Here is a 12,993-nt window from a genome sequence, read left to right on the forward strand (position 1 = left end):
TCAGCTGGCTGCCACAGCGTTCCACGTCCTCTGAAAACGACACGGTCGTCGCAACCTCTCAATCGAGAGTGTTGCGACGACCGCTAGAACCCGCCTTGGGGAGCGGGCCTTCGTCGGTTTCCTGGACGCTACTAATGTGGTGTCATGCTTGATACCATCGGTTTCATGGCGTGGACTATGCGATTGACCGGTGAGGATGAGGCTGCGCTTGCGACACAGGCCAGCGACGAAGGACGCTCGAAAAACGAGATCATGCGCGATGCGCTGCGTGCCTATCTGCTGCGGAATCGGCGATGGGATCAGCCTTTGATCAACGACGAGGAGACGTTCGACCTGGGTGGACCGATCGGCAAGGACGAGATTCGTGATGCGATGAATCGCACCGCATGATCGTCGTCGCGGACACGTCTGGTTTGCTCGCGATGTTCAACCGTTCCGATCCTGAGCACTTCGCGGTGCGCCGCGCCGCCGATTCCGCCAGCGCGGTGGTGGTCAGCCCGTTGGCGCTGACTGAAGTGCACCATGTCGCGAGCGTTCGTGGTGGTCGCAAGATTGCTGACCGGATCCTGGGTTCACTCGCGGAACGTATCGCGCAGACCCGCATCGTTGTCGCCGAAGTCGACGCCGAGCAGTTGAACGCGGCGATCACAGTTCGTGCCACCTATGACAGCTCGGATCTTGATCTGGTCGACGCGGTCTGTGTCGTAGTGGCGGCTCAGTACGACACAGACGCGGTCCTCACCCTCGACCGTCGAGATTTCCGCGTGTTGCGGCCGCTCAACAACTACCCGGCATTTCGCTTGTTTCCCGACGATTTCGAATGACCTGATTCGTCAGCCGGTGAAGGCGTAGGGCTGGCGGATCTTGTGGGCGAATTCGACGATGTTGGTGACGGTGCTGCTGGGGACGCCGACTTCGCTGCCGATGCTGTGGGTCGGCCAGGATTGATCGGTGAGTTCGAGGATCTCTTCGATCTGGCTGAGGGTCAGGCGCAGCGGGCTGCGGTGGGCGATCTGGCGGGCCAGGGCTCGGACTTCGGTGTCTTCGTCGAAGTCGAAGTCGCCGGGGGCTGGGAGGTCTTCGTCGTCCTCGTCAGGGAGATCCAGGTCGACCGGGTCCGCCGGGAGCTCTTCGTCGGGGACGTCCAGGTCGACCGGGTCAGCTGATCCTGCGGGCTTGTCGAGAGCGGCAGCGCGGGTAGGGACGGGAGTGGTCGGGTGCGCGGTGGGTGACGACGGCTCGAGCGGTGAGGCCGCGACGGTGTCGTCGGTCCGCCCGGGAGCCGGGGTCGCGACGGTGTTGTCTGTCCGCTCGGGAGCTGGCGCTTCGACGGTGGCGGCGGTCCGCTCCGGGACCGAGGCCGGGCCGACGGAATTGGCCCTGTCGGGGGTGGGCTCGGTGTGCTGCGCGGGCTCCGGCTGCAGGACCAGTTGCTCGGCGGGCTCAGCGGTGAGCGTCAGCTGTTCCGGCTCTGCGGCGGGGGGCTGTGGATCGTTGTGTACCGCTACCGGATCGGCAGCTGGTGGGGTATCGCCGTCAGGGTCACGGGCGACGGTGCCGGCGTGCATCGTCGCCTCGGGAACCGGGTCGGTACCGGTTGCTTCGCCGGCGGGGGAGTGCGCGGCGGTGGTTACCGGTATTCGCCGCAAAGTCGAGGCGGCTCCGTTGGTCCGGGTGGCGTGGTCGGTGCCGTTGCGACGATGGTCGGCGGCCGCCTTGTGGATGAGTTCGAGCGTGCCGGGGGCGCTCGACTTATCGGTGGAGGGGCGGCGCAGTGTGTGCGGGTAGGTGCGTTCGGCCGCCGCTGCGAGCTCGCCGGCTGCTGCGACGAGCGGCGCTGCACTCGGTGCCGAGGTATCGCGAACCACCGGCTCCGAGATGATCGGCAGGTCGAGCGATTCGACAGGCTCGCCTTCGAAGGCATTCGGCTGCGCAGCCGCATTGGCCTCGTGATCGGCGGCGTTCCTCTGTGCAGGAGCTGGCGCGGTATCGTGCGCCATTTCGGTTGCGGGGGAAGACGATTCGTTGGAGCCCGCGTCTGCGGCTGCGGTTGCCGTGGTCTCGCGCGGAGTGTGGGCCGTTGCGGATTGCGGAGCGGTGGGGCCGATAACGGCGCGTTCGGTCAGCGGCGATCGGAGTTCGGGCGCCACGCCGTTCATCACCATGTGGCCGAGCGCTTTCCTGTCGTCACCGGATGCGGCGGTCTGCTGCTGCGGGAACGCCGTGATCCGTTCGGAGGCGGAATAGGCAGTGTCCCCTGGCAATTCGACCGACGCGCTCTCGATCAACATCGCGTACCGCGCCGACACCCAGGCGTGCAGCCAGATGACAACGCCCACCATCACCGGAGCGATGGCGAATTCGGCTGCGCGGCCGAAGGATCCGGCGGCAAGGTGGGGGCCTGCATTGAGGGCGATGGTGGTGCCGAGGAGGGCGAGTTCGAACACGATGACCTTGCCGCGTTCGAGTTCGCGGCCCCAGCGGGCGGCGGTGGTGGCGGTGACCATGATGACGATGATCGGGATCGAGATCATCGCCTCGATGCCGTAGCTGAGCCAGTAGAGCGGATCGCTCATGTCCCCACTTGGCACGAGATTGCGCTGCACGTTCACGCCCGCCCACACCATGCCGAGGACGACGACCCCGATCAGCGCCCGCGAGGACCACTCCGACCGCCGGTACAACTGGGCCAGGCGCGCATCGGCGCTCGAGACTCGCCTTCGCGCGGCCAATGCTTTGCGATGCCAGCGTGCATCGGCTTCGTCGGTGCGCCGGATCAGGGCGCTGGTGCGGCGGTCGCGTTGCTCGGCGGCGAGTTCATCGCCGACGGCACGGCGGCGTTGTTTGCGTCGCTGCGTGCGAATCCATTCGGCGAGTTCGCGTTCGGCGCGGATCTCGTTGTCGGAGAGCGCGTCGTAGAGGGCGGTGTCGTGCTGCAGGGGCAGCTTGTCGCGGGCCGTCGCGACCTGCCGGGCAAGCGCCGTGATCTCGGTGTTCGGCGCGATGGCGGCACTCTCGCTCAACCGATCGTCGGACATACCGCGCCTTCCGCCACTCGAACATATGGACTATCGAACATATGTGTGATTGCCAGAGAGCGTAAACGCCGACCCCGCCCCGGTCAATCACTTGGCGGCTGGCGCCGCGGTCGCGGCCCTTCGGGCCCCGATTCTTCCCTCCCGGCGGGTGCTCCTTCGTCACAGGAATGACGGGTCAGCTCCAACCCGGGACCCTCTGGTCAGTCCAGAATCGGGCGGGCCGCGAGAACTGAATCCCGGGTGGTAGCAGGTGGTTCAGGAATCGGACTCGCCGTCGAGTAGCCGCTTTTCGTAGGAACCCCGCTTCGACGAACCGGCTACCGCCGCAACCTGATTCGGTACGGTGCGCCGCAACACGATGTCGCGCAACCACTGTGGCAGCGCTCCTGCCAGGCCAACCAGTGGTCCGAGATGCGCGGGCAAGGTCACCTCGAATCGTGGTCGTGCGACCGCGTCGAGCACCGCCGCCGCGACATCGCTCGGTTGCAGCAATTGTGCTGCGCCCGTGGAGGTTCCGGCCGCGAGCTCGGTGTCGACCACACTCGGCATGATCGCCGTCAAATGCACACCACTGCCACGCAATTCCTCACGCACCGCGGTCAGATATCCCAGCACTCCGTGTTTGGTCGCGGCGTAGGTCGCTTCGCCGGCGGGGGAGAGCTTGGACGCGATCGAGGCGATGGTGACGATGTGCCCGCGCCCGCGTGTCCGCATCGCGGGCGCCGCCAGCCGCACCCCACGAATAACCCCGTGCAGATTCACCGCGAGCATCCGCGCCGTCGCACTGTCGGGTTCGGTATCGAACGCCCCGACCCACATCACGCCCGCATTGTTGACGAGCACATCGATCGGCCCGAGGATCGCCTCGGTGACAGCGAGAAAATCGTGAAACGACCGCTCATCGGTCACATCGAGTTCGCACCCGTGCACAGTTCCCGGCAGTCCGGCCGCGGCATCGCGCGCCGCGCTACCCGACAGGTCGCCGAGGCACACCCGAGCCCCCGCTTCCGCGAATTGCCGCGCGATCTCCAGTCCGATCCCAGCGGCCCCGCCGGTCACCGCGACAACCCGTCCGGTATGCGCTCGCGTCATGCGGATATGCCCCCTCGATAGACCGCTATGTCTGACTCACCGTCCAGTCACAAATCGCCCGCCAGTATTCCACGCAACCCCGGGCGCGTAGACACTGTTTCTGGACAAATGATCACCATGCCGTGGTGACGTTCTATGGGCCCGAATCCCTACCTGAAGACATGGTGATCGACTGACCAGCTCGGGTCAGCCGCGATAGGTACACAGGTACCGTTCCTGGACAGGTGATCACCAGGCCGTGATGGCGGTCTGCGCGCTCGAAATCCCTACCTGAGGGCCTGGTGATCGAGTGACCAGCTGGGCGAGGCGATGGATCAGCGCAGGGCGGTGTGCCAGACGAGGGCGGCGGCGAGGGCGCCTGCTCCGTTGAGGGACCAGTGCAGGGCGATGGGGGCGAGCAGGCTGCCGCTGCGGCGGCGTAGCCAGGTGAACACGACGCCCGCCGCGGCGGTGGCGGCGACGGCGAGGGTGATGCCGACGATTTGGCCGAGTAGGCCGCCGCCGACGATGCTCGAAAGGCCCTTGTTGCCGGACGTCAGGCCGAACGAGGACGCGATGTGCCAGAGGCCGAACATCAGCGATCCGGCCGCGAAGAGTCCGCGGACGCCGAGGACTCGATCCAAAGTGCCGTGCAGTACGCCACGGAAAGCGAGTTCTTCGGGAATCGCAGTCTGCAGCGGGATGACGATCATCGACGCGATCACAGCGCCCGAAATCGTCGCGTATCGGTCGGCGAGGAAGAACGGCCTGGTCAGCGGCAACAACGCGCCGATCGCGACGGCGGTCACCACGATCCCCACGGCCCCGAGTGCGTACACCGTGCCGCGCTTCCAGTGTCTGGGCGAGAGCCCGAGTTCGGCCCAGCCGAGCCCGCGCCGGCGCATCAACGCCAAGAGCGCGACTGCCGCGACGGGCACAACGACGATATTGGCCCAGGCCGTAGTGAAGTGCGCGATCAGATTGGTCCCGGCCAGCACGACGACAACCACCGCGATATCGATGTAGGCATGCAGCTTCGGCCGGGATTCGGCAAGGGCGACGGACACCCGACCGAGTGTACGGAATTATCACGAAAAGGAAACGGTCCGGTGAATGCGGGACAATCGGCCGACCCCAGTGTTGAGCGGCCCGGAATCACACCATCAAGATCGAGAGGCGCGACGAGGCTGTGAGCTACTCGACAGCCGATCCGGACCATTCGGCCATATCGGTCCACGCCTGCAAGGTGCGCCGCGTCTCGAACAGTCGCGGCTCCCCGCTGATCGGGTCCGTGAATTCGAGCGACGCCGCCAGCAATTGCAACGGCCGCGTGTAATCGTCCACCGATTTGTCGGTGATCTCCGGATAGAAATCGTCGCCGAGAATCGGTACGCCGAGCCCGTTCATGTGCAGGCGCAGCTGATGGGTTCGCCCGGTGTGTGGGCGCAGCCGGTAGCGGCCGAGCCCGTCGCGGTGCTCGACCAACTCCACCTCGGTCTCGGCATTGGGCTCGCCCTCCACCTCGAAGGCGGCGAGCACCTGCTTCTCCTTGATGATCCGGCTGCGCACGGTCCGCGGTAACTCGAGCGCGGGATCGTAGGGCGCGATGGCCTCGTACTCCTTGCGGACGGTCTTGCGGTGGAACATCGTCTGATAGGCCCCGCGCCGCGCCGGATTCACCACGAACAGCAGCAGGCCCGCGGTGGCCCGGTCCAGACGGTGGGCCGGGATCAAGTCGGGCAGTTCGAGGTCGTTGCGCAGCTGCACCAGCGCGGTTTGGAGGATGTGCTGACCGCGCGGGATCGTCGCGAGGAAGTGCGGCTTGTCGATCACGAGGATGTCGTCGTCGCGGTGCACGATGCCGATCTCGAACGGCACCTCGGCCTCGACGGGCAGGTCGCGGTGGAACCACACGGCCCCGCCCGGCACATACGGCGCGTCCGGTGTGAGGGGACCTTCCAGATCTACGATCTCGCCCGCCACCAGCATCGCGTCGATCCGGGACGGGTCCACCCGGGGCAGTCGCTCGACGAGGTGGTCGCGCACGGTCGCCCACTGCCCGTCTTCGGGGAGCCGGAGTCGAGCGGGATCGAGGCCGTGCCGTTTCGGCAGCGGCGGCTGCTGCCTACGTCGCATAGGAGCAGTGTTGTCGGCCGACGGGGGCCAGGTGTTCGCGGCCCCCTCATGGCCCATCGCCGGGCTCGTCAGAGGCCGTTGGTTCGGCCCGCACGTGGGTGCGTCGCCGGGCTTGTCGGAGGCGGTTGGTTCAGCTCGCACGCGGGTTGTCGGAGGCCGTTGGTTCAGCTCGCGCGTGGGTGCGTCGCCGGGCTTGTCGGCTGCTGGTTCAGGTTGCGCGCGTGGGTTCGTCGCTGAGCGCGTCTGAGGCTGCCGGTTCAGGCCGCGCGTGTGGCAAGTCCGGGATAGTCGATGATCAGACCCGATTCGTCGTAGTCCAGGGTGGCGCGGAAGTCGAAGTCGGGCGCGCGGTAGTCGTAGCGCTGACCGTCACCATCGACGATCCGGCGATAGTGCTGCGGTAATCGGGCCGCCGCGAGATCGGCGGCCCGTACATACACCGCGGGCGCGTCGGCGGCATCCCCGACAGCAAGCCCGAGGCGATGCACCGGCAGCGCATTGGTGAACGCCGACGCCTCGAGGTCGATATCGAGACATCCGTCGAGCTCGGGCGCGGGCGTCCCGTCGACCTGCCAGCGCCCCAACCCGTCGGACTGCAGTGTCACCGCCCGCCTGCCCTCCGGATAGCGACCGACAATGTGCGCCGACCGCGTATGCCAACTCCCGTCGAGCCGCAGCCGATAATCGATCGCCCAGACTTCGGCGTCCTCGACCGCCGTCGCGAACCCTTCGATGAGAACTCCGCGCGCGTCGTCGCGGAAATACGTCACTTCGAATCCGGTACGCGCGTCCCGATGTAACCAGGCGGCCGAAGATGGCAGGGGAGTGAACATGGGAAACGCATTCCCTGAATTCGACTTCTCAATCGTTACCCGGCGCGCTGATCGAGCACCATCAGTTTCGCTTCGACGAGAACCTGACGCGCGCGCCGCCGCACCCGGCAGAGGTCGACGCTGCATTCCAGATGTATCTGCATCGCTCGATGTGCCTGTTCGGGCGAGAGCTTTCCCGGATCGGAATGACAGTCGGCAATGGCTGAAATGATTGACGTGACAAACATTTTCGTTCTCCCACCGCTAAAAGAGATCAAGAGGTACGGAGGAAATTACGCGGAGGAATTACGAATTGCCGACGGGTTGACTGGTAGTTCACACAACCTTCCCCGACAGGCCACAACCGTTCAACTTAGGCTAACCTATCCTTGCGGATTTGCCGCGGACAGGTTCGAGAGGCGAGAACGATATGACGGTGCAGGTAGCGCCGCCGCCGGGGGCGGAGTCGGGGAACCGGCTGCCCAAGGCAGCAGCGAAAGCGCAGAAGCAGCGGGAAGCGCTGGCGCGCAAGGAGATTCTGGCACCGGTATCGGGGATGCTCACGGTGGCGAGCCTGCTCGTGGCCGTCGCGTCGGTCTGCTCGGTGGTTCCGTTCCTGTTGATCGTCGCGGCCTGCCGTGAACTGCTGAACACCCCGGCTGACACCGATCGCGTGTGGTGGCTGTTCGGCGCGGCCGTGATCGTGCTGGTGGCGCGGGCACTACTGCAGGCTGTCGCGCTGACGTGGTCGCACGCCGTCGACGCCGGCTACCAGCTCACCCTGCGCCGACTGCTCGCCGACAAGCTCACCCGGGTCCCGCTGGGCTGGTTCGGCGAGCGCAGCTCCGGCGAGGTGAAGAACTACCTGCGCGACGATGTCGAGGCCCTGCACTACCTGGTCGCACACGCCCGCCTCGAGTTCGTCGGCGCGCTGGTGGTTCCGCTGGTCACCCTCGGCTACCTGGTCACCGTCGACTGGCGGCTCACCCTGGTGCTGCTGATTCCGCTGATCGCCTACTTCGTGCTGTTCGGCAAGATCATGGACCGCGACGGTCGCGACCGGCTCGCGGTCTACACCCGCTGGGAGCGCCGCACCGCCGAGGCGACCATCGAGTTCGTCGACGGCATCCAGGTGGTGCGCGCGTTCGGTCAGGCGGGCAAGGCGCACAAGGAGTTCCAGGATTCGGTCGACGGCCAGGTCAACGCCGCGCATCGGATGAAGATGCCGATCATTCGGGTGCAGTCGGCCTCCGACATCGTGGTGATGCCGGTGTTCGTCATGCTGGTGGTGGTGCTCGGTGGGCTCGCCGGGGTCGGCCTCGGCTGGGTGGATCCCCTCGACATGTTGCCGTTCCTGCTGGTGGGGCTGGGTATCGGCAGTTCGCTGCTCGGTCTCGGTTACGGTTCGCAGGCTCTGCGTGCCGGTGGCGCCGCCGCACTTCGCCTGCACGAACTGATGCAAACGCCGGAACTGGAAACTGCCGCGTCCGAAGCGACGGCCAAGACCGGGATCGTCCGCTTCGAAGGCGTCGAATTCGCGTACCGCACCGGCCATGACGTGCTGCGCGGCATCGACCTCGAACTGACCCCCGGCACGATTACCGCACTGGTCGGCCCGAGCGGTTCCGGAAAGTCGACACTGGCGAAACTGCTGCCCCGCTTCTACGACGTCGGCGCGGGCCGAATCACCATCGACGACCGCGACATTCGCGCGTTCACCAGCGAAGAGCTGTACCGCAGTGTCGGGTTCGTCTTCCAGGACGTTCGCCTCATCCGCGGTTCGATCCGCGAAAACCTCCTGCTCGCCCGCCCCGGCGCGGATGACGCCGCCATCGAGCGCGCGGCCACCGCGGCCCAGATCCACGATCGGATCCTGGCCCTGCCGCGCGGCTACGACTCCGAGATCGGCGTCGACGCCACCCTGTCCGGCGGTGAGGCACAGCGCCTTTCGATCGCGAGGGCACTGCTGGCCGACACCCCGATCCTCGTCCTCGACGAGGCCACCGCCTTCGCCGATCCCGAATCCGAGGCCGCGGTCCAGGACGCACTAGCCGCCCTGGTGGCCGGTCGCACGGTCCTGGTGATCGCGCACCGGCTGCACACCATCACCGGCGTCGACCGAATCCTGGTGCTGGACAACGGCACCATCGTCGAACAGGGCACGCACCCCGAGTTGCGTGCCGCCGGCGGGCTGTACCAGCAGCTGTGGGAGATCAACGAAGCCGCGCTCGGCACGCTCGCCCTGGTGGAGGAAACACGATGATTCGCAAGGTTTTCCGCCTCGTCCCCGACGAGTTCGCCCCGCTGATCCCGCGCCTGCTCACGGTGATCGTGCTGCAGGCGGTGTTCCAGGCGATCGCCTACCTGCTGCTGGTCCCCGTGCTGGAAGCGCTGTTCGACAACAACCTGAGCGGCGCCTGGCTGTGGGCCCTCGGCATGACCGCCGCCGTGGCGGGCGTGGTCGTCTTCGGTTACCTGCAGGCCGTGCTCGGACTGCGCATCGGCCTCGGCATGCAGCGCGGTTTGCAGACCCGCCTCGGTGATCAGCTGAACGCGTTGCCGCTCGGCTGGTTCGAAGATCGCGACGCGGGCCCGCTCTCGCGCGTGATGGTCGAGCACGTGCGCGAAATGCAGGGTCTCATCGCCTACCTGCTCACCAAGGTGCTCACCGGCATCATCGTGCCGCTGGTCGTCGCGATCGGCATGCTGTTCATCGACTGGCGGATCGGGGTGGCGATGTTGCTCGCCGCGCCGGTGCTCTACCTGGTCAACAATCTCGCGAACCGCGCCTACACCGGTGCTGACGCGCGCCTGCACGCCGCCGCGGCCGAAGCCGATTCGCGGGTCGTCGAATTCGCGCAGGCGCAGCCCGTGCTGCGGGCCTTCGGTGCCGTCGGTACCGGGAACAAGAAGCTGGAATCAGCACTGGTGCGGCAACGTTCGGCCGTACTGAAGATGATGGTCGCGACGGTCCCGGGCTTGATCGTGTTCGCGCTGTTCGTGCAGGCCGTGTTCCTGGTGCTGGCCTACATCGCGGTCGTGCAGGTGACCGACGGCTCCGTCTCGGCTGCCGCCGCGATCGCGCTGATCGCGGTGAGCGCGCGTTTCATCGAACCGGTGAACCAGGCCGCCCAACTGGGCACCGCCCTGCGATCGGCCGCCTCGGCCGCGGATCGCATCACCGACCTGCTCGCCGAGAACCCGCTGCCCAGCCCCACCGAACCGGTTACGCCCGGTGCGCCCGCGGTGGTCTTCGAGGACGTGAGCTTCGGCTACCGCCCCGGCGAACCGGTCCTGTCCGACCTCACCTTCACCGTCCCGGCGGGCACCACCACCGCCATCGTCGGACCGAGCGGCTCGGGCAAGACGACCCTGCTCCGCCTGGCCGCCCGCTTCTACGATGTGGACTCCGGCGCGGTCTCGGTCGGCGAACACGATGTGCGCCAACAACCTTCGGATACGTTGCTGGATCAGCTCGCCCTGGTCTTCCAGAATGTCTACCTGTTCAACCGCTCGGTCGCCGACAACATCCGTATCGGCAAGCCTGACGCCACCGACGACGACCTGCACCGCTCAGCCGAAGCGGCCAGGGTCGACGAGATCGTCGAACGCCTGCCCGACGGTTTCGACACCACCGTCGGCGAAGGCGGCACTTCGCTGTCCGGCGGTGAGCGTCAACGGGTTTCGATCGCCCGCGCCCTGCTCAAAGACGCCCCCATCGTCCTGCTCGACGAGGCGACCAGCGCCCTCGACCCGCACAGCGAAGCCGTGGTGGTCCGTGGCATTCACGAACTGACCAGGGACAAAACGGTTCTCGTCGTGGCGCACCGGCTCTCGACGATCGCCCACGCCGACCAGATCCTGTTCCTGGACTCCGGTCGCATCACCGAACGCGGTACGCACGCAGAGCTTCTCGCCATGAACGGCCGCTACGCCGCCTTCTGGAACGAGCGCGAACGGGCTTCCGGCTGGCGCTTGGAGCCCGCCCCCGCCTGACGAGATGTCCTCGGACTCGAGCGCCGAGAACCGCGGCGCCAGCCGCCAACGGACGGCCGAACCCCGTGTTCTCGGCGCGCCTCCGCCGATGGACTGACCGAAGGGTGCGACGAAGGAGTGCCCGTAGGGAGGGAAGAGGTGGAGTCAAGCGCCGAGAACTGCGGCGCCAGCCGCCAATATTACTGCTGGTAGGTGGAGAGGAATTCGCCGATCCTGCCGATGATCTGGTCGAGATCATCGGCCTGGGGCAAAGTCACGATCCGGAAGTGGTCAGGCGTCGGCCAGTTGAACCCCGTGCCCTGCACCACGTGAATCTTGGTGGCCAGCAACAGATCCAGCACGAACTTCTCGTCGTTGTCGATCCGATACGTCGCCCGATCCAGCTTGGGAAACGCGTACAGCGCCCCCTTGGGCTTCACACACGACACCCCGGGAATCGCGTTCAAAGCAGTCCACGCCCGATCGCGCTGTTCGAGTAGTCGCCCACCGGGCAGCGTGAGTTCGTGAATACTCTGATGCCCACCCAGGGCCGCCTGAACAGCCTGCTGCGCGGGAACATTCGCGCACAGCCGCAACCCGGCCAGCATCGTCAAGCCTTCGAGGTAGCTCTCGGCATGCCGGGTCGGCCCGGACACCGCAAGCCAGCCCGACCGGAAACCGGCCAGCCGATACGCCTTCGACAATCCGTTGAACGTCAAACACAGCAGGTCGGGCGCGAGCGAGGCCGTGACGGTGTGGGTCACGCCGTCGTAGAGGATCTTGTCGTAGATCTCGTCGGAGCAGACGATGAGATTGTGCTGGCGAGCCAGCTCCAGCATCTGCTCGAGCACCTCGTTCGGATACACCGCGCCCGTCGGATTGTTCGGGTTGATGATCACGATGGCCCGGGTGCGGTCGGTGATCTTGGCGGCGATATCGGCGATGTCGGGATACCAGTCGGCGCTCTCGTCGCACCGGTAGTGCACCGCCCTGCCCCCGTTGAGGTGCACCGCGGCGGTCCACAGCGGGAAATCCGGTGCGGGAACAAGGACTTCGTCGCCGTTCTCGATCAGCGCGGTCATCGCCATCATGATCAGCTCGGACGCGCCGTTGCCGAGGAAGACGTTCTCGATATCGAGATCGTCCACCCCGCGCCCCTCGTAGTACTGCACCACCGCGCGCCGAGCGGGCAGCAACCCCTTCGATGTCACATACCCCGACGACATCGGCAGATTGGCGATCACATCGCGCAGCAGCTCCGACGGCGCGTCGAAGCCGAACGGTAGCGGGTTACCGGTGTTGAGCTTGATCACTCGGTGACCCTCGGCCTCCAGCCGAGCGGCGTGCTCGGATATCGGGCCGCGGATCTCATAGGAAACATTCGCGAGCTTGCTCGACTGTTTGAACTGCATGTCGGCTCCCACCGTGATACGGACGGAGCTCGCCACAGTACTCGCCGGGAGAGCGCTCCCGCACGCGAGTTTCAGAAGCCGCGCAGGCGGTGCGGGGCGATCCGGATCGGCACCGAGTAGGCCTCGAAGAATTCCGACTCGGTCATCTTGATGTCGACGAAGCCCTTGGTGTATTTCCGTGCGTAGTGGGCGATTTCGTCGGTGGTGGGCGGTTCGTCCACGCGCGCGGTGCCGGTGAAGACCGCGACCTCGTCGCCGGTCGCGGTGGCGTTGAAGTTCAGCGAGACCCGCGGGTTGTGCGCGAGGTGGCGCAGTTTCTTCGCCTTGGGCATGGTGAAGATGAGGAACTCGTCGTTCTCCCAGTGGAACCACACCGGGTTCGGCTGCGGGGTGGTGTCCGCGCCGACGGTGGTCAACCAGATCACGGTTTCGGTGGCCAGGCGCTTACCGACTTCTTCGCCGAAGGGGGTGGCGGCATCGAGAATGGACACGGTGTACTCCTCGCAGGTAGGGGACACTTCCGCCCTCTACCTTCGCCGAAAACAGGCC

At 66.3% G+C, this 12,993-nt stretch carries 11 protein-coding genes; 4 read left to right on the forward strand and 7 right to left on the reverse strand.

The genetic code is table 11. From position 1 onward, the window contains the following. Positions 1-144: 144 nt before the first annotated feature. Positions 145-390, forward strand: coding sequence for a ribbon-helix-helix protein, CopG family (locus ACFWUP_RS17550; RefSeq protein WP_379235434.1), 246 nt, complete (start codon positions 145-147; stop codon positions 388-390). After that, complete coding sequence (locus tag ACFWUP_RS17555; RefSeq protein WP_379235436.1) at positions 387-824, forward strand: PIN domain-containing protein; 438 nt, start codon at positions 387-389, stop codon at positions 822-824. Before ACFWUP_RS17550 ends, ACFWUP_RS17555 begins: the two co-directional genes overlap by 4 nt. Positions 825-833: 9 nt before the next feature. Here the strand turns inward: ACFWUP_RS17555 and ACFWUP_RS17560 are convergent, their stop codons facing one another. The 5 genes from ACFWUP_RS17560 to ACFWUP_RS17580 all read right to left on the reverse strand — a co-directional run bounded on the left by ACFWUP_RS17560 (position 834) and on the right by ACFWUP_RS17580 (position 7,078). Continuing rightward, positions 834-3,038 carry a hypothetical protein gene (locus ACFWUP_RS17560; protein WP_379235438.1) on the reverse strand — a complete coding sequence of 735 codons (2,205 nt, stop codon included), beginning with the start codon at positions 3,036-3,038 and terminating at the stop codon, positions 834-836. Between the two features lie 255 nt (positions 3,039-3,293). Next, positions 3,294-4,130, reverse strand: a complete 837-nt coding sequence (locus tag ACFWUP_RS17565; protein WP_379235440.1) for an SDR family oxidoreductase — start codon at positions 4,128-4,130, stop codon at positions 3,294-3,296. Positions 4,131-4,444: 314 nt separating this feature from the next. Then, entirely contained in the window at positions 4,445-5,176 is a 732-nt protein-coding gene (locus ACFWUP_RS17570) for a CPBP family intramembrane glutamic endopeptidase (RefSeq protein ID WP_379235441.1), read from the reverse strand. A gap of 127 nt (positions 5,177-5,303) precedes the next feature. Then, a complete protein-coding gene (locus tag ACFWUP_RS17575; protein ID WP_379235443.1) occupies positions 5,304-6,245 on the reverse strand; it encodes an RluA family pseudouridine synthase in 942 nt (313 codons plus the stop codon). Between the two features lie 257 nt (positions 6,246-6,502). Continuing rightward, a complete protein-coding gene (locus ACFWUP_RS17580; protein WP_379235445.1) occupies positions 6,503-7,078 on the reverse strand; it encodes a putative glycolipid-binding domain-containing protein in 576 nt (191 codons plus the stop codon). A gap of 409 nt (positions 7,079-7,487) precedes the next feature. Here ACFWUP_RS17580 and ACFWUP_RS17585 point away from each other — a divergent pair, with 409 nt between their 5' ends. Next, a complete protein-coding gene (locus ACFWUP_RS17585; RefSeq protein ID WP_379235447.1) occupies positions 7,488-9,320 on the forward strand; it encodes an ABC transporter ATP-binding protein in 1,833 nt (610 codons plus the stop codon). Beyond that, a complete protein-coding gene (locus ACFWUP_RS17590) occupies positions 9,317-11,053 on the forward strand; it encodes an ABC transporter ATP-binding protein (protein WP_379235449.1) in 1,737 nt (578 codons plus the stop codon). Before ACFWUP_RS17585 ends, ACFWUP_RS17590 begins: the two co-directional genes overlap by 4 nt. A gap of 179 nt (positions 11,054-11,232) precedes the next feature. Here ACFWUP_RS17590 and ACFWUP_RS17595 read toward each other — a convergent pair whose 3' ends face one another. Both ACFWUP_RS17595 and ACFWUP_RS17600 read right to left on the reverse strand, forming a co-directional pair. After that, positions 11,233-12,444, reverse strand: coding sequence for a pyridoxal phosphate-dependent aminotransferase (locus ACFWUP_RS17595; RefSeq protein ID WP_379235451.1), 1,212 nt, complete (start codon positions 12,442-12,444; stop codon positions 11,233-11,235). Between the two features lie 71 nt (positions 12,445-12,515). After that, on the reverse strand, positions 12,516-12,935 hold the full coding sequence (locus ACFWUP_RS17600) for a TIGR03667 family PPOX class F420-dependent oxidoreductase (protein ID WP_379235453.1): 420 nt from the start codon (positions 12,933-12,935) through the stop codon (positions 12,516-12,518). Between the last annotated feature and the right edge of the window lie 58 nt (positions 12,936-12,993).

Source organism: Nocardia sp. NPDC058658, from assembly GCF_042716665.1.
Lineage (GTDB): Bacteria > Actinomycetota > Actinomycetes > Mycobacteriales > Mycobacteriaceae > Nocardia.